The following is a 22082-nucleotide window of genomic DNA, read 5'->3' on the forward strand; positions in this document are numbered from 1 at the left end:
TAAAGAGTTTAATTTTTAAGTAGAAAATATGGCAGCATTAGTAGTTTTATTTAATCTAAAAAATAACGCTTCACAGGAGGCATATGAAAAGTGGGCAATAACTACCGATGTCCCTACCGCTTCAAATATGTCTTCTGTAGATTCATTTAAAGTATTCAAATTAGGTACTATAATGGGTACTAATAATACATCACCTTTTCAATATTGCGAGGTTTTAGAAATTAATGATATGACAAAATTAGGAGAAGAGGTAACCTCAGAAACAATGCAAAAAGTAGCAGCAGAATTTCAAGAATTTGCAGATAATCCTACGTTTATTATATCAGAACAAATAGCTTAATATATGTATAATCTCAAAGGAAAAACAGCAATAATTACAGGCTCAGGAAAAAGTGGAGCTATTGGAGAGGCTATTGCGTATAAACTAGCTTCTGAAGGTTGTAATATAGTAATTTCAGATATTGGTATAACTAAAGAAGAACAGTTCAGCGCAGAACATATTGGTACCACTAAAGAAATGGATACTATTGTTTCTGAAATTAAAAAGTTAGGAGTAAATGCAGTGGGTATTTCTTGTGATGTACGTATGGAAAATCAAGTATCGCACCTAATGGAAAAAGCTAAAGAGGCTTTTGGTAGTGTAGATATTTTGGTTAATAATGCTGGTATTGGTTACATTATGGAACCTTTTACAGAATTTAAAGAAGAAAGTTGGGATGCTGTTTTAGATGTGAATCTTAAAGGAGCTTTTTTATGTTCCAAACATGCAGCTTTACAAATGATAGAACAGGGTAATGGCGGTTGTATTATTAATATAGCGAGCCAGGCTGCAAAGTCAGGCTTTCCATTTGCGGCAGCATATACAGCTTCAAAACATGGAATGATTGGCTTAACACGTTCCAATGCCGTAGAATTAGGAGCGTATAAAATTAGAGTAAATGCAGTGTGTCCAAATCATATTACTACAGGCTTAGGACATTGGCAAAATAAATTTTTTAGTGATAAAATGGGGTTAGATTATGATAAATATTTACAATCTATTGTAGATAAAAACCCTTTAAAAAGAACAGGATTAGTAGAAGATATAGCTAAGGCGGTGGCTTTTTTAGCGTCTGATCAAGCAGATTATATTACTGGTGAGGCTATGAATGTTACAGGAGGAGAAGAGTACCATTAAAAAGAGGAATGTATAATGCAGAGGTGATTTTTTAGCTTGCTTACAATTTCTATTGCAACAAGTAATACAATTATCAACCTACAATAGAACTTACTACAATGAAATTAGGAATAGATATAGGAGGAACATTTACAGATTTTGTGTTGTTTGAAGATACAAGTAATCAACTTTATTTTGCAAAAACACTAACAACATACCCAGACCCTACAGTAGGTATTTTTAACGGGATAAAGGAGCTGGAAGCTAAATTTGGTTTTCCAGTAAAAGAGATAGATGCTATTGTACATGGAACAACCTTGGTTACTAATGCAGTAATAGAACGTAAAGGAGCTAAGACAGCATTTATAACAACCAAAGGTTTTGAAGATGTTTTAGAAATTGGTCGTGAAATGCGTTATGATATTTACGATATCTTTTTAACCATGCCCAAGCCATTAATTCCAAGAAATTTACGAATGGGTATTTCTGAAAGGGTAGATACGCATGGAAATATTTTGACAGAATTAGATGAAACTCACTTACAACCATTAGCAAAAGCTTTAAAAGATAATGGTATTGAGGCAGTAGGCGTTTGTTTATTAAATTCTTTTGCGAATACAAAACATGAGAAAGTACTAGGAGACTTTTTATCTAAAAATGTACCAGACGTTTATTATAGTCTTTCTTCGGAAATAATGCCAGAAATTAGGGAATATGAACGTAGTTCGGCAACAGCAATGAACGCTTATGTGCAGCCTATTACAGATAAGTATTTAAAAGATTTTGAAACACAATTACGAGAATCAGGTTTTTCTGGAAACATAAATATTATGATTTCTAGTGGAAAATTAACTACTATAGACGGTGCTCGTAAATCGCCAATTCACTTATTAGAATCTGGCCCAGCTGGTGGAGCAATGGCAGGGGTTTTTTACGGAACACATTTAGAAGAAGAAAACCTACTTTGTTTTGATATGGGGGGTACCACAGCAAAAGCCTGTGTAATTTATGAAGGAAAACCAGAAATTACCAACCACTTTGAAGCTGGTAGAGTAAAACGATTTAAAAAAGGGAGTGGATTACCTGTGCGTATTCCTGTTATAGATTTAATAGAAATTGGTGCTGGTGGTGGTAGTATAGCTCGTGTAAATAATATAGGTTTATTAACTGTTGGTCCAGATAGTGCATCTTCTACTCCAGGTCCTGCATGTTATAATTTAGGAGGAGAAGACCCAACAGTAACAGATGCGGATTTGGTATTAGGGTATTTAAATGCTGATTATTTCTTAGGAGGAGATATGCAATTAAGCGTAGATGCAGCAAGAGAAGCAATACGAGTAAAATTAGCAGATCCATTACATATTTCTATAGAAGAAGCTGCAATGGGTGTACATAAAATTGTGAACGAAAATATGGCTAATGCCGCAAGAGTTCATGTTTTAGAAAAAGGAATGGATCCTCGTCATTTTAATATGATAGGTTTTGGAGGCGCAGGCCCAGTACATGCTTTTGGAGTAGCAAAGTTGTTAAATACAAAACGCTTAATTATTCCTGTGGGAGCAGGAGTAACATCTGCATTAGGCTTTTTAGTATCGCCTGTTGCTAGTGAAAAAATTCACAGTTTTATTTCAGAAGTAAAAGAAATAAATTGGGAAGAAGTAAACACTTTCTTGGCAGATATGGAGAAAGATGGATATAACTTTTTAGCACAATCTGGAATAGATAAAAAAGAAGCTACTGTAGAACGCGTTGTTGAAATGCGTTATGCAGGTCAGGGCCATGAAATTACAATTGAAATTCCAAAAGGAGAATTAAGTGAAAAATCTATTCCAGAAATAGAGAAACGTTTTGTTAAAGAATACGAGTTTAGATATAACAGGTCTATAGAAGGGATGTCTTTAGAGATGGTAACTTGGCGTGTAGTAGTGCAAGGGCCAATACCACAAATGAAAGTAAAACAATTTTCTACTACAGCTACAGATGCAGAAGCATACAAAGGAGTTAGAAAAGTTTATTTTGAAGAAACAGGATATTTAGATTGCCCTGTTTATGATAGGTACGCCCTTAAATCTAACGAAAAATTTGACGGCCCTGCCATTATAGAGGAAACAGAAAGTACTACAGTAATTGGAGTAAATAGTTCTGTACATGTAGATAAAGACAAAAATATAATTATTGATTTACACCATTAATTATGCAATATGATATTCTAATAGTAGGAGCAGGGACAGCAGGAATGAGCTGTGCTATTACTGCAGCAGAACGAGGGCTTAAAGTTGGGGTAGTAGAAAAAGCAGATTATGTTGGCGGAGCATTACACTGGTCTGGTGGGCATATGAGTGCTGGAGGTACACATTTGCAAAAAGAAAAAGGTATTGAAGATTCTCCAGAAAAGCATTTAGAAGATATTTATAGAATTAATAATAAATCGGGAGATTTAGACCTTACAGAAAAAGCTGTTGTAGAAGCACCAAAAACTATTCAATGGTTAGATGATTTAGGTATGGAATGGTCACCAGATTGCCCTCGAATAATTTATGGGCATGTAGCTTATGAAACTGCGAGGACTATTTATGGCCCAGAAAAAGCATTAAGCATATACAAGGTTTTACTGCCTCAATGGGAGAGACATATTGCAAGTGGAGCAATAGAAATTCATTTTAACAATTCTTTTTCAGGTTTAAGAAAAACGGAGAATAGGTATAATGCTGTTCTTTGTAATTCTGCCGAAGGAGAAAAAACATACACAGCTAATAATATTGTAATTACTACAGGAGGCTATGGTAGCAACCCTGCTTATTTTAAAGAAAAACATGGAGATATACCCTTAGTTAGTAGTGCGCATCCAAACGCTACTGCAGATGGTCATATAATAGTAGAAAAACAAGGCGCTAATTTTAGATTAGCAAATTTTCATTTACCTAGCTTGGGTGGTATGGAAGAGGAAGAAGGGAGCGGCCGAGTAGATTTTAATAAAGCTTGGGCAATGGTATTAACCTCAATTTATCGTCAACCAAGAGATATTTATGTAAATGCATTTGGGAAAAGATTTATTAAAGAAGATGAGGTAAGTCCAGAAACAAGAGAACTTACCGTAATGAAACAACCAGATTGGTGTTTTTGGGTAATTTTTGATGAAAATGCTTTAGTTGCAATGGATAATAATGGGAATCATAATCCTATAGTTATTGGCTGGACGGTAGAGCAAATAAAAGAGGAAGCTCTAAAAAATAGAGCTTTAACTATGGCGGATTCAATAGAAGAATTGGCAGAAAAAACTGGCTTACCTGTAGCTAATTTAAAAGAAACTGTTCTAAGTTATAACCAAATGGTTGTAACTAAAGAAGACCCCGATTTTGGAAGAACATATTTAGAAGATCCAATTAAAAAAGCTCCTTTTTATGCTTTAAAATTACATGCATCTGTGCTTGTAACTTTTGGAGGAATTAAGGTAAATAATGAATTACAAATAGTAGATAAACAAAATAATCCAATGGAGGGTTTGTATGCTGCAGGAGAATTTTTAGGTTTAGGAGCAACAAGCGGAAGTTCTTTTTGTAGCGGTATGGCAATTACACCTGCATTAAGTTTTGGAAGAATTTTAGGAAAAACTTTGGGCTAGTTTTTCAAAGTTTAACATTCAAATTAAGATTAGTAATCAAAAATTAGTTAACTTAGTTAACTAATTGTAATACATGTTAATTCATGCAAACAAAAACAACTTTTGACCCAATAGCGCTGAGTATTCTTTGGTCTCGGCTAATAAGTATAGTAGATGAAGCAGGAACCACCTTGCAGCGAACATCATTCTCTACAGTAACAAGAGAATCTAATGATTTTGCAGTGGTTTTAATGGATAGGAAAGGAAGGTCTATAGCACAATCTAGTGTTTCTGTTCCTTCATTCTTAGGAGTTTTACCCATGCTTACAAAAGCATTATTGGCAGATTATTTTCCATTAGATACTTGGAAAGAAGGAGATGTAGTTATGACAAATGACCCATGGTTATGTGCTGGTCATAAACCCGATATTGGTATCGTTTCCCCAATTTTTCATGAAAGTAAACTAATAGGATTTATAGGCACTATTGCACACTCTCCAGATATGGGAGGTGTATTATGGGGCGCTGGTTCTAGAGATTTATATGAAGAAGGGCTAATGGTTCCCCCGACCAAACTTATATCCGAAGGAAAGCCTAACCATACATTATTTAATATTTTAGAACATAATGTTAGAGCCTCCGATCAAACAATAGGTGATATTAGAGCACAAATTGCGGCTAATGATCAAGGAATAAAATCTTTGATGAAATTAATGGAGGAAAATAATTTAGAAGACCTTCAAGATTTGGCAGATGCAGTTATAAATGCATCAGAAAAGGCAATGAGAGAAGCATTATTAGCGGCTCCAGATGGTAGTTACCAATATAGTTATGATACCGATGGTGATGGTAGAGGAAATGGATGTCATTTTGAGATTACTGTAACGATTAAAGGGGATGAAATCCATGCAGACTATGAAGGTACTTCAGGTGCGCACCCATTAAGTATCAATGCCGTATTAAATTATACATATGCATATACTGCGTATCCTATTAAATGTACTTTTAGCCCAGATGTACCAAATAATGATGGTTCTTTTTACCCTATAAAGGTTACGGCACCAAAAGGATGTTTAGTAAATGCGCAAAAACCATCCCCTCTGGGAGCTCGTAATATTACAGGTAATATGTTGCACTCAGTGGTTTTTGGAGCATTGGCAAAAGCAGTTCCAGAGCAAGTACAAGCAGATTGCGGGAGTGCTTGTTGGTGTATTGTTTTAAATGGAGAACATAAAGGAAAAGAGTTTGTAGAATATTTCTTTTTAAATGGAGGTTATGGAGCAAGACCAACTATGGATGGCGAGCATGTACTTAGTTTTCCTACCAATGTAGCAAATGTTCCTATAGAGGTTTTAGAAACAGATATTGCTGTTTTGGTTACCGAAAAATCGCTAGTACCAAACTCTGGCGGAGAAGGAAAGTATAGAGGAGGTTTAGGACAACGTTTTAGCTTTAAAAATGTAGGAGAAAATGCCTTAAATTTATCATTACTAACAGAAAAAACACAAACTCCTGCTAAGGGTATTTTATTAGGTCAGGATGGGCAAATGGGAGCAATGGAAATTATTCCGCATAGAGATTTTCCACCAAAAGGATTAGATAAATTACATCCAGGAGAAGAATTAATATTAACACTTCCGGGAGGAGGAGGTTATGGGGATCCAGCACAACGAGATAAGGCGTTAATAGAAGAAGATAAAGCTTTAGGATATATAATATAAAAAAAATGGCTGCAAAGAATTTACCACCAGTATGGAACAAGATAGCAAAACATGCTATGATGCCAGAAACGAATCATGATGAGAGAGCTAGGTATAATTTTCTAGCGAGTTTAAATAAGCATTTGGCACATGTTTCGCAGGGAAATAAAATGGCTTATGAAAAAAGGGTAGAACCAGCTTTTAAAGCCAAAAATGGTCGCGATATAGCATCTGTAGAGGAATTACAAGAGGCTATAAGTAAAGATGCTCATTATCAAATTTGGTCTTCTTTACGTAGAAGTACTATGGAAATGCGCCAACAAGCAGGGCGCTCTATAGTTCTAAGACAGGCAGAAGAATTAAGAGATAAAGCAGAGGAGTTTAATAAAGGAAAATCTACCTTAGTATTAGATCCTAACTGTAAAGTTCCAGAATATTTATTGGCAGTGGATAATCATTTAATGCCAGGAAGTTACCATACCGAATTAATTGAAGGAGATGTTACTCCTGCAGCAAATTATGATTCTGGAATTTTTGTTACTACTGCTGGTTTACTTGGCAGGTATAATGACGGTGGAGGTAAAGCAATAACAAGTTGGGTTAAAAAAACCTACCCAGATTTTGCCCCAAAAAGAATTTTAGATATTGGTTGTGGCATGGGGCATAATGTATTACCAATTGCAAAAGCCTTTCCTAATGCCGAGGTAATTGCAATTGATACAGGAGCCCCAATGCTGCGTTATGCACATGCACGTGCATTAGATTTAGGCATAACAAATGTTACATTCATGCAAATGGATGCAGCAAAAACAATATTTGAAAATGAATCTTTTGATTGGATCCAATCTACTATGTTTTTTCATGAAACCGGAGGAAAATCTATCTACACAATTATGGAAGAAGTATATCGTCTTTTAAAACCAGGCGGACTTACATTACATATAGAACAACCCCAATATACAGAGGATATGAGTCTATTCGAAAAATTTATAAGGGATTGGGATGCACTTAATAACAGTGAGCCTTATTGGTCTAAAATGCATGATATAGAACCTATAGATTTAATGCAAGCATCTGGCTTTAGAAAGGAAGATTTTATGCAAATAGGAGCAAAAGCAGAAAACGATTTGGATGATGGTACTCAAAAAGCAGATGAACCAGAAGATCATGGACGATCACCAATTTGGAATGTTTTTGGCGCAATAAAAAATTAAAAAAGAAAACCAATGATTGATCATATAAAATTAGCATCTAGCAAATCTAAAGGCAAACGTCCTTATTTTCATGAGGACCCTGCAGTAGAGCGTGTATTAAATATAACCATGGCTATTGCTGGTGAATTAGCGGTAATGCGTGAACGTATGGACACTATAGAGCGCTTGTTAGAGAAAAAAGGATTAGTTTCTCAAGAAGAAATAGATAACTACGTGCCAGAATCTAAAGAAGAAGAAACGCAAAGACAGGAATGGCATAGTGAGTATATTTCTAGAGTATTGCGTATAGTGCAGCAGGAGATGGAAGAACTAGAGAATCCAGATAAGTCTATTGCAGATATTGCTAATGATATAGATAAAATGTAATGGCAGAACTACACGATAGAATTACAAAATTTTTTAATGCTATTATTCAAGAGGATATAGAGGAGATAAAAAACGGATATTGTAAAGATGAACAAACTTATGTTGTATTAGAAGGCCCTCGTTTTAGTACCAAAGGATATACGATGATAGCTAAAGGATGGTCAGACTTTAAAAACTCCCCTATTGCCATGACCAAAATTGTTTGGACAGAAGGCCCTTTTGAAGAAATTGTAGGAGACATGGGATGGATTAGTGGAATTACAGAGCTTTATCTTAATGTAGGAGGTAAAGAGGTGTTTAATACGTTTAGATCTTCTTTTGTGTTCAAGAAAGAAGATAATGATTGGAAAATTCGTCATGAGCATGTATCTGCTCCACACCCTGATCCATATGGTGTTGGAGATTGGCTAAAAAAATAAAACATCAAACTTAATTATATGAAACCCATTAAGAAAATAGTAATAACCCTAATTTTTTTAATGGGTTTTTTAGTAGGTAATAGTCAGCAAAAAAAAGAAAATAAAGCGTCTAGTTCTCCAGCCATGGGAGAAACATCAAAAAGTACTATTAAAAGGTTAGCAACTACGGTAGAACCAAATAGAAAATTTTCTTATCCAGAAAGAGAGTTAGATTATCTTATGCATATTTGGAAAGGAGAATATGACAATGTTGAGCAGTTAGATTTTGATAAAATACAGAAACTTGAAGGTAAAAAGCATGATAGAGTTCATGTGTCTATACGTCAATTTCAAAATTCTAATTTTGGTGTTGGGGCTGTGTATGTTGAAGAATATAGAGAAGACAATGTAAATATAATTACAAGGCAATGTATTTATCAATTAGTACCAGACGATAAAGAAAATGCAATTAAGGTTAAAGTATATCATTTTAAAACAAAAAAACCAATACTAGCAAAAAGGGATAGTTTTAAAGCAGTGTCTGTATTAACCCCCAATTCTAATCTTTTAAAAGAGGGTTGTTCCATGATACTTAGAAGAAACGGAGATGGTTTTCTTGCAAAAACTATTTTAGATAGCTGTACAGATAAACAAGTAAAGGAGTATCAATTTAGTGTTACAGAAAATTCATTTCATTTTACAGAAGAAGGTATAAAGACTGCATATCAATTAGAAAAAGCACGTTGTTTTACTTGTATGATAGATTTTCCGAATGATACAAATGGGAGGTCTACGGTGACTAATCATTATATAGATATTTTAGATCAAGGAGGATCTTTTAAGTTTAAGTATCCAGATGGCCGTAATATGCTACTTGGAATGCGAAATACTTGGTCTTTTGGTATGCACAGAGAAACCTTTGTAATATATATATTAGATCAAGAAACAAATAAAACATTAATATATTCTTGGGGTAATCCAGGTGCAGATCGCATTGGTTTTAACCCAGGGTGGATTCGTGTGCAATGCGATTTAAAAACGCCTCGAAATGTAAAAATGCAACAGGAATTAAGACCTGGTTCTTAAAAGTTACTTTTCATTGTTCTTACGCTCTTCTTTGTAGCTTGTATAGGTGCTTCTTCTACCTTTCCAAGGTTGTTCATTATCAAAATAATTGGGTTGTACTTTAGAAACATAGTCATGCATAGAGTCTGGTATTTCAGAAATATCTACTATTTTTTTGCCTGTAGCGCGCCACATTACAAATCCAGGTTTTTGCCCCATATGTAACCAAGGTTCCCAGGAGTTTATTGCTGTCCAGAAAAAAGTTTGTTCGCAAGAATCTATGTTTGGGTTAAATAGTTGTTTTGCATCTGTAACATACGTTGTAGAAGAGCCAAAATGCATTTGTTCACCAGCCGATGAAATTGGCCATTCTTCAGGTTGTAGCGGATTTTTAAAACTTGCAGAACCATATTCATCTAACCAAATTTGCTCTCCAGATTGTACCCAATTCTCTTTATAGGGCTTAATGGTTTCGCCAGATAAGATTCCATCTGGGGTATATGTTGTATTACTCCCTCCGCCATACATAAAATGAAAGGGTTCTATAATTTCATTAGTATAAGGATTTTTCCATGTATCTAGAACTTTGCCAGTTTCTAAGTCGCCAAAGAAACCTAAATCAAAACTTTCTTTAGTATAATTATTTCCTTCTTTTTTCCAGTTACTTTTAGCTAAACCCTGCAAAGTTGTTAATGGTTTAGGAGCTTCTCCAGGTAGTATGCCCCATAAATGTCCAGAAAACCAGTTGTATATAGTGGCAGGTTTTAGGCTTCCCATTAAACGAATATGTGATTTAAAAATTTCTCCTTTAGAGGAGGAAAGTGTTGCACTTTCTTTTGTTTTTATTTCAGGAATAAAAGGAGTGGCTAAACCTATTCCAGGAATAGCCGCAAAAGATAATGCCGTTGAGGTATTTAAAAAGGAACGCCTACTTATATTTTTTCTGTCTTTTTTCATAGTACTAAAAATTAATTCTCTTAAAGATATTCAAATAATTAATGTAATTAACAGTTAACTATGTTAATTATTTTGTATCTTGTTGGTATAATACCAAAGTGAATGCATCAACTAAAGACAATTTTAGAAGTAATTTACAGTGTAGGTGACATAGATAAAGTTAAGAATTTTTTCTGTGATTATGGTGGATTGTCTGCTGTTGGGGTATTTAAAACAAATGCATCTGTACTTAAATTTTGGAATCTTAAAGAAGAGGCTACTGCAGATGAAGTTTTGATTCAATTTAATAAGCACTCTTCGGGAAAGTTACGATTGGTGAAGTTTAATAATGTATCGCAAGAAATTATTAGGTCTTCTCAAAAGCCATGGGATACTGGTGGTATTATGGATATTAATTTGCGAGTACCAGAAGTAGCTAAAACTTTTAATGAAATAAGAGATTTAGGTTGGCATGGATTAAGTGATCCATTGTTACAAACAATGGGTCCTTTTAAATTGTATGATATTTTAATGCAAGGGTATGATGATATTATTGTAGCATTTACGCATAGGGTAGAGCCGTCTTTAGAATTGCCAGAAGGCTATAAAATACCTTCTCATATTTACAATTCTTCTTTAACTGTTAAAAGTTTAGAAGAGTCAAGAGATTTTTATGAGAATCAATTGGGCTTTATACTTTTAAATGAATACGAAGTTAAAAAGGAGGAAGCTGTAGAAAATATGTTTGGTATACCTATGAATATGATTACAGATGTTACTTGTAAAGCCAATATTTTTTCTTTAGATGGCACACGAGATGTAATGTTTCAATTATGCGAGTTTGAGGGTGTAGATGGTAAAGATTTTTCTAATCTAGCAATCCCCCCCAATAAAGGGTTATTGTTATATCGCTGTGAAGTAGAAAATATAGAATCTTATTACACTAATTTATTAAAAAAGGAAGTAAAAATATATAGAGAACTACAAGAAATAATTATAGAACCTTATGGCAGTGTAAAATGTTTTGCGCTACCTAGTCCAGATGGGGTTTGGTGGGAATTTTTAGAAAAAACTAATTAAATATTATAGAGATGAAAACAAAATTTAGCTTAACATTTAGTTTATTATTTGTACTTGGCCTGTATGCTCAAAAGAGAGAATTTAAAGGATTAGAAGCACTTCAAATGCTTCAAAAAACAGTATGTAATACCTTAGAAGAAGGTAAGCCCGTTTATGGCATGTGGGAGGGTCGCATGTATAGTCGAATTGAAGGTGAAAAAGACGTAAATATTTTCAATGTGATTGGTATTAATGTACGGCAATGTGATTGTGTTGAGGATGACGTAAAAGGAAAAGGATTTCGAAGTGTTGGTCGTGAAATAATGCTTTATCTCGACCCTGAAACAGGGGAGATTTTAGATACTTGGAAAAACCCTTGGACCGGAGAAACGGTTGAGGTTTTACATGTAGCAAACGACCCGGTTAGTATGCGCAGTTACATATACGAAAATGATGAAAAAGGTGAAGAAAGAGCTACGTTTTCTTTTCGACAATATGGTGATGTTGCGGTGACCTCTTATGAATATCCGCTTTTTTATAATAACCCATTAGCTGGCGAATATCAAAATGCAATAGGTGGTAAATACCATGCTATGGAAATCTTCAACACTTATTATAGTACTGAAGAAATTACCAACGCCAAAATTAAAAATTTACAAACATCAAGTATTTCTTGGTCTCGTATTTCGCAATGGCTACCATGGATGAATATGGGCGGTAAACAAGGAATTATGGTGGTAAACTCAACAGGACAAAGTGTTCTTGATAAAGATCAAATATGGCCTAAAATCCAAACAATATTAAAAGAGAGATATCCTTTATATAGGAATCCTCCTGCTAAAGATGATAAAAGACCTAATGAAACTTCATGGACGGTATATAAAAAATATATAGCTAGCAAGAAAAAGGAAGAAGAAAGTAAAAAAGAATAATCTTTAATAGTATTAGAATGATAGTAGAAGTAGGAAAAAAAGCGCCAGATTTCTCACTAGTAGGAACCGATTTACAACAAATTAAACTAAGTGATTTTAAAGGAAAAAATTTAATACTACACTTTTTTCCTTTAGCGTTTACCAGTGTCTGTACAGAACAATTATGTACAGCTAATGGAGAAGATAACGATTATGCTTCTCTTAATGCAGCTGTTGTAGGGGTATCTGTTGATTCTCCTTTTGTTTTAGATAAGTTCGCTAAAGAAAACAATTTAAATTTTCCTTTAGGTTCGGATTTTAATAGAAAGGTAAGTAACGATTATGGTGTTTTGTTTGATGGCGATTTTGCAGGAATGACTGGTTTTTCAATGCGTTCTGCTTTTGTAATAGATAAAGCAGGAGTAATACGTTATGCAGAAACTACAGATGGTAAAACACTTCCAGATTTTACTAAAATTAAAGAAACATTAGCTAGCTTATAGTTTAATAATACTCCTATGAAAAAATATCTTTTAATAGTAATTATACCAGTATTATTTTCTTTAAAAAGTAATACTATAGAAGAGATAAAATCTTTTAAAGATTGTGAAAACTGCCCAGAAATGGTAGAAGTTCCAGAAGGATCCGTTTACATTGGCTCTCATGAAGATGAAATTGGAAGAAAAAAAGGAGAGCGAAACAGAGTAAAAGCAACAATTAAGAAACCTTTTGCAGTTGCAAAAACAGAAATAACGTTAGCTCAGTATAGAGTTTTTATGGAAGAAACAAAATACAAATCTAAGCAAGCTTTTTATAAAGGAGAACCATTGGTTGGCTGTAATTATTTTGATGGAAAAAGCTATGGGTATGTTGCAGAACATAATTGGAAAAACCCAGGGTATCCGCAAAGAGAAACGGATCCCGTTGTTTGTGTTAGTTGGAGTGATGCTAATGCTTATGCGCAATGGTTAAGTAAAAAAACAGGAAGGACATATAGAGTTCCTTCTGCAGTAGAATTTGAATATGCTTCCAGAGCAGGAAGTTCCTCTCCTTGGTATTGGGGTACAGACCCAGCGGAGGCTTGTGATTATGCTAATGTTGGTGATAAGGCATTTGCTAAGAAATTTCCAACAAGAGCTTCTTTTCCATGTACAGATGGGTATGTTTTTACTACTAGAGTTGGAAGATTTAAACCTAATAAATTTGGATTGTTTGATATGGTTGGTAATGCTTGGGAATGGACAAGCGATTGTTTTCAAAATGATTTAACAAATGCTCCTGTGGATGGTTCTGCTTGGGTAGATAATGAGAATAATGAATGTGATGCAAGAACCCCAAAAGGTGGTAGTTGGATAAGTGGAATCTCTTGGGGAAGAGCAGCAGTAAGATCTAGAGATGGTGCAGATTATAAAAGTTTTATGTTAGGTTTTAGAGTAGCTGCAGAAATCAAAAAATAATAATTAAACAAAATAAAAATGAAAACTATTACCAGCATTTTTTTTATAATAAGTATGGTGTCTACTTGTTATGCGCAAAACAAAGCTATAGATTCTTTGGAAACGGAGTTAAATAGCATCATGAATATTTGGCCTGGAAAATATAACAATGATAAACAAATTAAAAAGGTAAAAGAAGAAGGAGGAGATGTTTGGTTGTTAGATGATACAGGGAAAGATGGTTATTTACAAATAGAATCGCATTATGTAAAGTTAAATAACCCAGATATAGGGGAACATGTAATATATGTGGAAGAATATAGAGACCACCAACCAGATAGTACCTATAGACAACGAATTTATACGCTTTCTATTGATGATAGTCTACATATTATTCGTGTTAAAATGTGGCCTTTTAAAGATAAGAAGAAGTATGTAGGCGCTTATAATAACCCAGAATTACTAGCTTCTATAACTACGGATGAGATCAGTGCCTATCCAGATAAATGCGACTTATTAGTAAAGAAAGTAGGCAAAAAATTTAATATGTATATGAATGGTACCGACTGTTCTTTTGGAGATAAGTGCTTTAATTATCAAGTAGTTTTAAGTGAAAATATTTTTAGTTATCGAGATAAAATAACAATACTATCTACAGGGAAAACAGTTTCAACGGCAGCTAATTATGCCTATCATGATTTAGATAGAATTAAGTAAAAGGAGTAAAGAAAAAGATTATGAAAAAAACGACAAGAAATATTCCAACAGGTATAGGAGAAGGAGCTTTAACAAGTTATATACATACAGCAACATTATGTACGGTAGATTTAGATACCTATAAACATTTCTATGGAGAGGTTATGAAAATGCAGATAGATGCAGTAGAACTCAATCAGGAAGATAAGAATAAACAAAAAAAGTTTTGGAATATTCCAGAAGAGATAGACTACGATTTATATCATTGTTACAGAGCAACAGTACCCAGTTTAATACAGTTAAGAATACTACATTTAAAAACGGCTACACCAAAAATTCATAATAGTTATAGTTCTTATGAAACTGGTAGTTTTTCTTTAGGTTTTCCAACGTCTAATGCCAAGAACATGGATAAAAGAATGCAGGAATATAATGTTCAAGCAATGGCACCAATGCAATTAGGAGATATTGTAAGAGCAGATGGCGAAAAAGGACAATATCTTGAAACAATTTATAAAGGGCCAGATTATTTACATTGTGTAGGAATTGAGCGTGTAAACTTTCCTCAACTGGCACCTTGCGATCCGGTAGATGGTTTTGGGGGGCCAGGATATTCCGCTTTTGTGGCTAAAGATTCTGATGCTGAAGTGGCTTTTTACACAGATGTTTTAGAGCATTATGTACTGTTTGATTCGGTTTGGGAAGCGGCAGATGAAGGTGCTTTAGGGGTAAACGCTAATACACCATTTCGTTTTTGTGGTATTTATGCTCCAGAAGCAAAACAAAATCATTACTTATTATTAGATTTTAAAGATGGTAATATGGTTGATACTGGGGTGCAAAGTTGTGTTCCAAACCAAGGCTTGGGTATGTACTCTTTTCAAACCAGTGATATTAATAAGGTTATGGCCAATGCGGTGAAAAAAGGTATTACAGTTAAATCAGAAATACAGAAAGTTTCTGATTATATTTTAGGAGATGGGAAAGCCTGTGTATTAGAAACACCAAATGGACTATATGTAGAAATTTTTCAAGAAGATTAAATGAATCCAATACTAAAAAAGTTTGCAGATATACTCTGCGGTACGTTAGACAATAAGGCACAAATAGAGGCTGAAATTTCCGAAAGAAAGCAGATACATCCGTATGCAAAACATGTTACAGATATTTGTGACCATCGTATTATAAATAGGCCAGAAGGGCACCCGGGTATATATATTCTAGAGGAAAGTTATTACATAAAGCCGGGGCAATCGGAAACAGAAATAAAACCTTTGTTTTTTTATATCACTGCAAAAGGTGAAAATTCGGCTTTATTGCATTCAATGCAAGTTCCGCTTCATATGAAACCTGAAGAGGTTATTAATGCCAATGACGATTTAGTTTTTGATTTCAATGAATTAGAAATGAGACCTTGGGGTCCTGCAGAATATACTTGGCACGAAGACAAACAATGTTTCACTGTAGATCATGAAGATCCAATAGGTCCTGGAATGACCTTTAGACTAACAGAAACGTTAAAGCAAGGAGAGCTTTTTGTTATGGAACAAGTGAAAAAAGATGGTGTTAAACTAACCCCATACGATACACCGATACACTATATAAAAATTTAACTATGAGTGAAAAACAGACATTTGGCGTCTTATTTGGCATCGCTATTTTAGGAACTATAACATTAGTAGTTACTAACGGAATGACCATTTCAGGTATTGGTGTTTTTGATACTGCCATTCTTGAAGAATTTGGATTAACACGTTCTGAACTTAAGCTTCGAGGTTTGATTAATTTGGTGGCTTCTTCGGTTATTATGCCATTTGTAGGTGCTACTATTGACCGTTTTGGAGTAAAAAAGATGCTTGTAATTGGGTTGTTGTTCATTGCAGGTTTACTTTATTCTTACTCACTAGTAGAGGCTGCCTGGCACATGTATGTTATACATTTCTTGTTTGCTTTTGCAGTTTCTGCTGCAGGTACTCTTGCGGTTATTATAATGGTATCGCAACGCGTAAAGAGTAAAAGAGGAACCGCAATAGGTATTGCTTTAGCTGGTACTTCATTAGGTGGTGTAATTGTACCCCAAATTGGTTTAAGATTGCTTAATAATTTCGGATGGCGTGGGGCTTTTCAATGGGAGTCTATTGTACCGGTATTAATTGCTATTGCAATTTTCATTCTACTAAAACCTATAAAATATAAGAATAAGAGTGTTGATACAGCAGTTACAGATGAAGAAACAGGGCTCGTGGAGTTTACCATTAAAGACGCTATAAAAACACCTGTATTTTGGGCAATCTGTTTTGCAGGCATTTTCTGTTTTTATAGTATTCTTGGTATTATAGATAACTTGTTTTTATATCTAAGCGAACTCAATTTTACTACGGAACAGGCTACGAATGCATTTAGTATATTTTTTGCCATAATTCTTATTGCAAAACTGTCTTCTGGAGTTGCTACAGATTATATTAATGAGCACATGCTATTTAAAATACAATTGGTACTAATGATATCTGGAGCAGCACTTTTGGCCGTAAATTCTGCAGACCTTATTTGGCCTTCGCTAATTTTATTAGGACTAGGTTGGGGAGGTCTTTATACGCTATTTAACTATATAATTATAACCACATTTGGTGTAAAATCTGCAGGAAAAATAGGTGGTGCTATTTCCTTTTTTGAAGGTGTAGGTTCTGGTTTAGGAATGTGGTTAACTGCCGTAATTGCAGATTCTACAGGGTCTTATAGTATAAGTTTTTGGTTTATTGTTGGTTTGCTATGTGTAGCTTTAGCTATTTCGTTTTTTATTAAACCTATAGTTCCTGAAAATAAAAGTATTCTGTCCAATTAAATGTTTTAAAAAATTGGCGAGTAAGCCCTTAACGCTATAACAACTTAAAATATGGCAAATAAAAACTCTTTCCTAAAGGTACTTGGAGTAGCTATTTTAGGAACAATTTTATTGATAGTATCTAATGGTTTAACTATTTCGGGAATTACAATTTTTGATGAAGCAATTTTGAATGATTTGGATTGGACTAAATCTGAATTAAAATTTAGAGATTTTATTAATTTAGTATCTGCAGCCTTACTTGCTCCCTTTGTAGGAGCCGTAATAGATAAATATGGAGCAAAACGATTAATGATAATTGGTTTGCTCGTAATATCAGCTATGCTATATCTTTATTCTAAGATAGAATTTACCTGGCATGTATACTTAATTCATTTTGTTTTTGCTATTGCTCTCTCAGGTGCGGGGGCTCTTGCGGTTTTGATAATGGTTTCAAAGCGTGTTACTGAAAAAAGAGGAATTGCAATAGGAATAGCATTGGCAGGAACTTCTGCAGGTGGAATTATTATTCCTCAAATAGGAATTCCGTTATTAAAGAATTTTGGTTGGCGTACTGCATTTCAGTACGAAGCTTTATTGCCTATTTTAGTAGCTATCCTATTACTTATTTTTATAAAACCTGTTACGTTTAAAGAGAAAACAACTACAGATACCTCTGAAAAAGATAAAGAAACTGGCCTAATTGAGGTTCAATTTAAAAAAGCTTTAAAAACACCTGTTTTTTGGGCTATTTGTATAGCAGGAGCATGTTGCTTTTATAGTATTATGGGATTAATAACAAATCTTTTTCTTTACCTAAGAGAGCAAGATTTTTCAGTTGTTTCAGCAGGAAATACGTTGAGTATTTTCTTTATGATAATTTTGGGTTCTAAATTGGTTTCTGGCGCCATTGCAGAATACATAAATGAACATAAACTTTTTAAAATTCAGGTGTCTTTAATGGCTTTAGGTGCTTTGTGCATTGCTCTTGATTCTCCTGTTTTAGTATGGCCAGCTTTAATTTTGTATGCTTTAGGTTGGGGAGGCCTTTATACTATAATTAATTATATTATTATTACCACATTTGGGGTTAAATCTGCAGGTAAAATTGGAGGAATAATAGCAGCTTTTAAAGGCCTTGGAGCTGGTTTAGGTGCTTGGATGACAGGTTTAATTTCGGACCAAACTGGTTCTTATAGTATGAGTTTTTGGGTGGTTGTGATTATACTTTGTATAGCAATTTCTGTTTCCTTTTTTATAAAACCAATTGTTTCTGTTCAAGAAACAGGAAAAATAGCTTCTTAATTTTTGTGCCTATGTTATTAGATATTTTAAATAATAGAGATCCAGAAAAGGTAATTACTGAAACAGAATATAATTATGTTAGACTTAGTGCTAACGAGAATCCTTTAGGGCCTTCAAAAAAGGTTCGTAATGCCATGATAGCTGCTTTTGATAAAGGGTGTCGTTATCCATATGAAGAAACAGAGGCTTTAGCAGAACTTATTGCAAGAAAAGAAGGGGTTTCTAGAGCGCATATTGTTATTTGTGTAGGTTCATCAGAAGGTTTAAATGCTACCGGGTTAACTTATGGAGTTAATGGCGGAGAAATTATAACAGCAGATCCTGTCTATGATTTTTTAATGACCTATGCAGAACGTTTTGGGGCTTTTATTAATAAAGTGCCCTTAGCTAAAAATATGCGACATGATTTAGCCGAAATGAAAAGAAGAATAACGAGTAACACTTCTTTAGTTTTTGTTTGTAATCCTAATAACCCAACAGGAGATTTAATTCCAAAAGAAGAGTTGCTAGATTTCTTTACTTCTGTATCGGAAAAAACAATAGTATTTTCTGACGAAGCTTATTGTGATTATATAACTGAGCCAGATTACCCTTCCATGATTAATTTAGTTAAAGAAGGAAAAAATGTAATTGTGTCTAAGTCTTTCTCTAAAGTATACGCGCTTGCAGGTCTTAGGATGGGCTATTTAGTTGCTAGACCAGATATTGCAGCAAGGATTAGGAAAAATATAATGGCAAGACCAAATATGATGGCCATAGCGGCAATAAAAGCATCTTATGAAGATGAGGAGTTTTATGCTAAAAGTCTTGCTTCTAACATGGAATGCAAAGCGTATGTGTATAAAATATTAGAAGAACTTAATCTCTATTATATTCCTTCGCATACCAATTTTATTTTCTTTAATTCGGGTCTAGATATAAGAGAACTTCGAGTACAAATGAGAAATAAAGGAATAGCTATTGGGCGCCCTTTTTTACCGCATATAAATTGGTGCCGTATAAGTATGGGAAACATGGAAGATATGGTGAAATTTGGAGAGGCTTTGAAACAAGTTATAAAAAATAGATAACCTATATAATAACCCCAAAAAATACGTAGTTATTATTCTTTAATTTGAACAATCATTTCAATTTCACAAGCTCCATTAAACGGTATTGCTGCCATACCTACAGCAGACCTAGCGTGTAAACCACGTTCACCAAAAACTTCGAACATTAAATCAGAAAATCCATTTATTACTTTAGATTGATCAGTAAAATTAGGTTCTGAATTTACCATGCCTAATACCTTTACTATTCTTTCCACCTTATTTAAATCGCCAAGATATTTTTTTAACGTTGATAAATGATTAATTCCAACTAGCCGAGCTGCCTCATACCCCTCTTCAGTAGTTAAATCTTTGCCAAGTTTACCTGTGTAGTTTTTAGTTTTAGAAAATGGTACATTCCCAGATAAGTAAAGCATATTATCTACTTTAACTGCTAAGGATATTTTATAGGTCGTAGGCTCACTAGGTTCCGTTAATTCTATTCCCAGCTCTTTTAACCGTTCTTCTACATCATAATCATACAAATCATTTTTAGGGGACTCTTGTGCATTAGAAAATGTTGATCCGATAATAAAAAATAGTAAGACAGCATGTTTCATAAAATTGAGTTATTCGTTTAGATTTGTTGCAATAGTTTTATTGTTTCTAGACCATTCGCTCCATGAACCAACATAAAGATTAGGAATTTCTATTTCTGCATGTGCCATTGCCAAAAGCGTATGGCAAGCAGTAACTCCAGACCCGCAATGTACAGTTACGTTTTTCAAAGGTTTTGATCCTATTATTTTTTCATATTTCTTTTTTAAAATAGAAGATTCTAAGTATAGTCCGTTTTCATCTAAATTAGTGCTAGTAAAAGGAATGTTGGTAGCTCCAGGAATATGCCCAGCAATTAAATCTATTGGTTCTACTTCTCCGTTATAACGTTCTTTGGCGCGAACATCAATAACTAGGTAGTCTTTGTCTTGTGAAATTTTTTCTACCTCGTTCATTGTTTTCATTGGTAGTTTCCATTTATCAATAACATATAAAGGAACTTTTACAGGTGTTTCTTCGCCAGAGCTTGTAGGGTATCCAACTTTTATGGCTTCTTTTAAGCCACCATTTAATACTTGTACGTTTTTGTGACCAATAGCAGTAAGCATCCACCATAATCGGGCAGAAGCAATAGCAGCACTTTTATCATCATAAATTACTACGTGACTATCGGGAGAAATACCTAAATTGGTTATTACTTTTGAGAATTTTTCTATACTTGGTAGCGGATGCCTACCGCCATTTGCAAGGTTTTCTTTTATATCAGACAAGTCGTTGTTTAAGTTTACATGTAAGGCGCCTTTTAAATGATTTTCTAAATAGGTTGCTTTTATATCTTTTCCCATTCTAGTATCTATGAGTACTAAATTGTTGTTCTGACTAATGGTTAAAAGTTCTTCTGCGGAAATAAGTGGTTTTATTGTTTTGTTACTCATAGCGTAATTATTCTTTTAAAATTTCATAAAGTAAAATAAGGTGCCCATCAAAGTCTATAAAAGCTTGTTCTAAATAAGATTCACCATCGGTAGTATCTTTCAGAAAGTCTAATGTTTCTAACCCTAAAGAAGCAATATTAGATATCATTTTTTTTAAATCATCTACCTGTAAAACTAAAACAGCCATTCTAGGACCTTTTGGTTCTGGTAGTTTATATTCTTTAACTTCAGTAAGTGCAAAAGTTCGTTTTTGGGAAGGGCTATCTAAAGCACAAAAAGTAACCTGTGCATTTTTAGGTAAGTTAAATACAGGGTAGGAGTAGGAGTCATCTTCTGATTTTTTAATATAGTTAACAGAGAACCCTAAAATATCGCTATAAATGGATAAAGATTTTTTTAAATCTGCAACCAACAGTGTCGCCCTTTTAAACTGTATTGGCATATCAAAAGGATTATATTTTTTCCATTAATTGATAAAGCACAATTAAATGCCCATCATAATCTATAAAAGCTTGTTCTATAAAAGTGGCGTAGTCATTTTCATCTGTTTTAACATCGGTAGTTTTTAGGCCTAAATCTTTAATTTTTGATATAACATCTGCTAAATCATCAACCTTGATAACGGATGCGGTCATATGAATACCTTCTTGTTTTGGAAGCGGAACCCCTTTTATTTCGGTAAGAGCAAATGTTCGCTCTTGGGTAGGGCTATCCATGGTAGCAAAGTTTAAATCAGCTTCATTAGGAATATTAAAAACTGGGTAAGAGAAAGAGTCTTTCTCTGAAGGTTGTATGTAATTAATAGTGAATCCTAGAATATCTCTGTAAATAGTAAGAGAACGCTCTAAATCTGCAACACAAAGGGTAATTCTTTTATAAAGTAATGACATATTTTTT

At 34.0% G+C, this 22082-nt stretch carries 24 protein-coding genes; 19 read left to right on the plus strand and 5 right to left on the minus strand.

Annotated features, from left to right (window positions below):
* Positions 1–28: 28 nt before the first annotated feature.
* The 9 genes from CLV91_RS06460 (at position 29) to CLV91_RS06500 (ending at position 9521) form a co-directional block, all read left to right on the plus strand.
* A complete protein-coding gene (locus tag CLV91_RS06460; protein ID WP_121065126.1) occupies positions 29–340 on the plus strand; it encodes an REDY-like protein HapK in 312 nt (103 codons plus the stop codon).
* A gap of 3 nt (positions 341–343) precedes the next feature.
* Positions 344–1177 carry an SDR family NAD(P)-dependent oxidoreductase gene (locus tag CLV91_RS06465; RefSeq protein WP_121065128.1) on the plus strand — a complete coding sequence of 278 codons (834 nt, stop codon included), beginning with the start codon at positions 344–346 and terminating at the stop codon, positions 1175–1177.
* Between the two features lie 98 nt (positions 1178–1275).
* Positions 1276–3348: a hydantoinase/oxoprolinase family protein gene (locus tag CLV91_RS06470; protein ID WP_121065130.1), complete on the plus strand. Its 2073-nt coding sequence runs from the start codon at positions 1276–1278 to the stop codon at positions 3346–3348.
* A 2-nt stretch (positions 3349–3350) separates the two neighbouring features.
* Entirely contained in the window at positions 3351–4778 is a 1428-nt protein-coding gene (locus tag CLV91_RS06475) for an FAD-dependent oxidoreductase (RefSeq protein WP_121065132.1), read from the plus strand.
* Positions 4779–4861: 83 nt separating this feature from the next.
* Positions 4862–6478, plus strand: a complete 1617-nt coding sequence (locus tag CLV91_RS06480) for a hydantoinase B/oxoprolinase family protein (RefSeq protein ID WP_121065134.1) — start codon at positions 4862–4864, stop codon at positions 6476–6478.
* A gap of 5 nt (positions 6479–6483) precedes the next feature.
* Complete coding sequence (locus tag CLV91_RS06485; RefSeq protein WP_121065136.1) at positions 6484–7671, plus strand: class I SAM-dependent methyltransferase; 1188 nt, start codon at positions 6484–6486, stop codon at positions 7669–7671.
* A 12-nt stretch (positions 7672–7683) separates the two neighbouring features.
* Positions 7684–8037, plus strand: coding sequence for a hypothetical protein (locus CLV91_RS06490; protein WP_121065138.1), 354 nt, complete (start codon positions 7684–7686; stop codon positions 8035–8037).
* On the plus strand, positions 8037–8456 hold the full coding sequence (locus tag CLV91_RS06495) for a nuclear transport factor 2 family protein (RefSeq protein WP_121065140.1): 420 nt from the start codon (positions 8037–8039) through the stop codon (positions 8454–8456). The genes CLV91_RS06490 and CLV91_RS06495 overlap by 1 nt, the downstream gene beginning before the upstream one ends.
* Positions 8457–8474: 18 nt before the next feature.
* Positions 8475–9521 carry a CpcT/CpeT family chromophore lyase gene (locus CLV91_RS06500; protein WP_121065142.1) on the plus strand — a complete coding sequence of 349 codons (1047 nt, stop codon included), beginning with the start codon at positions 8475–8477 and terminating at the stop codon, positions 9519–9521.
* 3 nt (positions 9522–9524) lie between these two features.
* Here CLV91_RS06500 and CLV91_RS06505 read toward each other — a convergent pair whose 3' ends face one another.
* Positions 9525–10457: a DUF1838 family protein gene (locus CLV91_RS06505; RefSeq protein ID WP_121065144.1), complete on the minus strand. Its 933-nt coding sequence runs from the start codon at positions 10455–10457 to the stop codon at positions 9525–9527.
* 102 nt (positions 10458–10559) lie between these two features.
* On the opposite strand from CLV91_RS06505, the gene CLV91_RS06510 reads away from it, so the two are divergent.
* The 10 genes from CLV91_RS06510 to CLV91_RS06555 are packed head-to-tail and all read left to right on the plus strand — an operon-like array spanning position 10560 to position 19734.
* The gene (locus CLV91_RS06510; RefSeq protein ID WP_121065146.1) at positions 10560–11516 is read left to right on the plus strand and encodes a VOC family protein; all 957 of its coding nucleotides are present in this window, start codon (positions 10560–10562) and stop codon (positions 11514–11516) included.
* 11 nt (positions 11517–11527) lie between these two features.
* Positions 11528–12427, plus strand: coding sequence for a DUF1838 family protein (locus CLV91_RS06515; RefSeq protein WP_121065148.1), 900 nt, complete (start codon positions 11528–11530; stop codon positions 12425–12427).
* Between the two features lie 17 nt (positions 12428–12444).
* Complete coding sequence (locus CLV91_RS06520; protein ID WP_121065150.1) at positions 12445–12909, plus strand: redoxin domain-containing protein; 465 nt, start codon at positions 12445–12447, stop codon at positions 12907–12909.
* A 15-nt stretch (positions 12910–12924) separates the two neighbouring features.
* Positions 12925–13863, plus strand: coding sequence for a formylglycine-generating enzyme family protein (locus tag CLV91_RS06525; RefSeq protein ID WP_121065152.1), 939 nt, complete (start codon positions 12925–12927; stop codon positions 13861–13863).
* An 18-nt stretch (positions 13864–13881) separates the two neighbouring features.
* A complete protein-coding gene (locus CLV91_RS06530; protein ID WP_121065153.1) occupies positions 13882–14559 on the plus strand; it encodes a CpcT/CpeT family chromophore lyase in 678 nt (225 codons plus the stop codon).
* A gap of 20 nt (positions 14560–14579) precedes the next feature.
* Positions 14580–15581, plus strand: a complete 1002-nt coding sequence (locus tag CLV91_RS06535) for a VOC family protein (protein WP_121065155.1) — start codon at positions 14580–14582, stop codon at positions 15579–15581.
* Positions 15582–16151 (plus strand): hypothetical protein, encoded by a 570-nt coding sequence (locus tag CLV91_RS06540; protein WP_121065157.1) that lies wholly within the window; start codon positions 15582–15584, stop codon positions 16149–16151. It begins immediately after the preceding gene.
* Positions 16152–16153: 2 nt separating this feature from the next.
* Positions 16154–17380, plus strand: a complete 1227-nt coding sequence (locus tag CLV91_RS06545) for an MFS transporter (RefSeq protein ID WP_121065159.1) — start codon at positions 16154–16156, stop codon at positions 17378–17380.
* Positions 17381–17431: 51 nt separating this feature from the next.
* On the plus strand, positions 17432–18664 hold the full coding sequence (locus CLV91_RS06550; protein WP_121065161.1) for an MFS transporter: 1233 nt from the start codon (positions 17432–17434) through the stop codon (positions 18662–18664).
* Between the two features lie 11 nt (positions 18665–18675).
* Positions 18676–19734, plus strand: a complete 1059-nt coding sequence (locus CLV91_RS06555; protein WP_121065163.1) for a pyridoxal phosphate-dependent aminotransferase — start codon at positions 18676–18678, stop codon at positions 19732–19734.
* A gap of 32 nt (positions 19735–19766) precedes the next feature.
* On the opposite strand, the gene CLV91_RS06560 is transcribed toward CLV91_RS06555, so the two are convergent.
* The 4 genes from CLV91_RS06560 to CLV91_RS06575 are packed head-to-tail and all read right to left on the minus strand — an operon-like array spanning position 19767 to position 22075.
* Positions 19767–20312 carry a RidA family protein gene (locus CLV91_RS06560; protein WP_121065165.1) on the minus strand — a complete coding sequence of 182 codons (546 nt, stop codon included), beginning with the start codon at positions 20310–20312 and terminating at the stop codon, positions 19767–19769.
* A 9-nt stretch (positions 20313–20321) separates the two neighbouring features.
* Positions 20322–21185 carry a sulfurtransferase gene (locus CLV91_RS06565; RefSeq protein ID WP_121065167.1) on the minus strand — a complete coding sequence of 288 codons (864 nt, stop codon included), beginning with the start codon at positions 21183–21185 and terminating at the stop codon, positions 20322–20324.
* A gap of 7 nt (positions 21186–21192) precedes the next feature.
* Positions 21193–21627, minus strand: a complete 435-nt coding sequence (locus tag CLV91_RS06570; RefSeq protein WP_121065169.1) for a VOC family protein — start codon at positions 21625–21627, stop codon at positions 21193–21195.
* 10 nt (positions 21628–21637) lie between these two features.
* A complete protein-coding gene (locus tag CLV91_RS06575) occupies positions 21638–22075 on the minus strand; it encodes a VOC family protein (RefSeq protein WP_121065171.1) in 438 nt (145 codons plus the stop codon).
* Between the last annotated feature and the right edge of the window lie 7 nt (positions 22076–22082).

Source organism: Maribacter vaceletii, from assembly GCF_003634105.1.
Classification (GTDB): Bacteria; Bacteroidota; Bacteroidia; order Flavobacteriales; family Flavobacteriaceae; genus Maribacter_B; species Maribacter_B vaceletii.

Coding starts and splice junctions, on each gene's coding strand:
- CLV91_RS06570 (WP_121065169.1), bottom strand. CDS start 21,627: ATGCCAATACAGTTTAAAAGGGCGACACTGTTGGTTGCAGATTTAAAA.
- CLV91_RS06500 (WP_121065142.1), top strand. CDS start 8,475: ATGAAACCCATTAAGAAAATAGTAATAACCCTAATTTTTTTAATGGGT.
- CLV91_RS06485 (WP_121065136.1), top strand. CDS start 6,484: ATGGCTGCAAAGAATTTACCACCAGTATGGAACAAGATAGCAAAACAT.
- CLV91_RS06560 (WP_121065165.1), bottom strand. CDS start 20,312: ATGAAACATGCTGTCTTACTATTTTTTATTATCGGATCAACATTTTCT.
- CLV91_RS06460 (WP_121065126.1), top strand. CDS start 29: ATGGCAGCATTAGTAGTTTTATTTAATCTAAAAAATAACGCTTCACAG.
- CLV91_RS06505 (WP_121065144.1), bottom strand. CDS start 10,457: ATGAAAAAAGACAGAAAAAATATAAGTAGGCGTTCCTTTTTAAATACC.
- CLV91_RS06555 (WP_121065163.1), top strand. CDS start 18,676: ATGTTATTAGATATTTTAAATAATAGAGATCCAGAAAAGGTAATTACT.
- CLV91_RS06490 (WP_121065138.1), top strand. CDS start 7,684: ATGATTGATCATATAAAATTAGCATCTAGCAAATCTAAAGGCAAACGT.
- CLV91_RS06520 (WP_121065150.1), top strand. CDS start 12,445: ATGATAGTAGAAGTAGGAAAAAAAGCGCCAGATTTCTCACTAGTAGGA.
- CLV91_RS06530 (WP_121065153.1), top strand. CDS start 13,882: ATGAAAACTATTACCAGCATTTTTTTTATAATAAGTATGGTGTCTACT.
- CLV91_RS06565 (WP_121065167.1), bottom strand. CDS start 21,185: ATGAGTAACAAAACAATAAAACCACTTATTTCCGCAGAAGAACTTTTA.
- CLV91_RS06465 (WP_121065128.1), top strand. CDS start 344: ATGTATAATCTCAAAGGAAAAACAGCAATAATTACAGGCTCAGGAAAA.
- CLV91_RS06475 (WP_121065132.1), top strand. CDS start 3,351: ATGCAATATGATATTCTAATAGTAGGAGCAGGGACAGCAGGAATGAGC.
- CLV91_RS06550 (WP_121065161.1), top strand. CDS start 17,432: ATGGCAAATAAAAACTCTTTCCTAAAGGTACTTGGAGTAGCTATTTTA.
- CLV91_RS06540 (WP_121065157.1), top strand. CDS start 15,582: ATGAATCCAATACTAAAAAAGTTTGCAGATATACTCTGCGGTACGTTA.
- CLV91_RS06510 (WP_121065146.1), top strand. CDS start 10,560: ATGCATCAACTAAAGACAATTTTAGAAGTAATTTACAGTGTAGGTGAC.
- CLV91_RS06545 (WP_121065159.1), top strand. CDS start 16,154: ATGAGTGAAAAACAGACATTTGGCGTCTTATTTGGCATCGCTATTTTA.
- CLV91_RS06495 (WP_121065140.1), top strand. CDS start 8,037: ATGGCAGAACTACACGATAGAATTACAAAATTTTTTAATGCTATTATT.
- CLV91_RS06470 (WP_121065130.1), top strand. CDS start 1,276: ATGAAATTAGGAATAGATATAGGAGGAACATTTACAGATTTTGTGTTG.
- CLV91_RS06525 (WP_121065152.1), top strand. CDS start 12,925: ATGAAAAAATATCTTTTAATAGTAATTATACCAGTATTATTTTCTTTA.
- CLV91_RS06480 (WP_121065134.1), top strand. CDS start 4,862: ATGCAAACAAAAACAACTTTTGACCCAATAGCGCTGAGTATTCTTTGG.
- CLV91_RS06575 (WP_121065171.1), bottom strand. CDS start 22,075: ATGTCATTACTTTATAAAAGAATTACCCTTTGTGTTGCAGATTTAGAG.
- CLV91_RS06515 (WP_121065148.1), top strand. CDS start 11,528: ATGAAAACAAAATTTAGCTTAACATTTAGTTTATTATTTGTACTTGGC.
- CLV91_RS06535 (WP_121065155.1), top strand. CDS start 14,580: ATGAAAAAAACGACAAGAAATATTCCAACAGGTATAGGAGAAGGAGCT.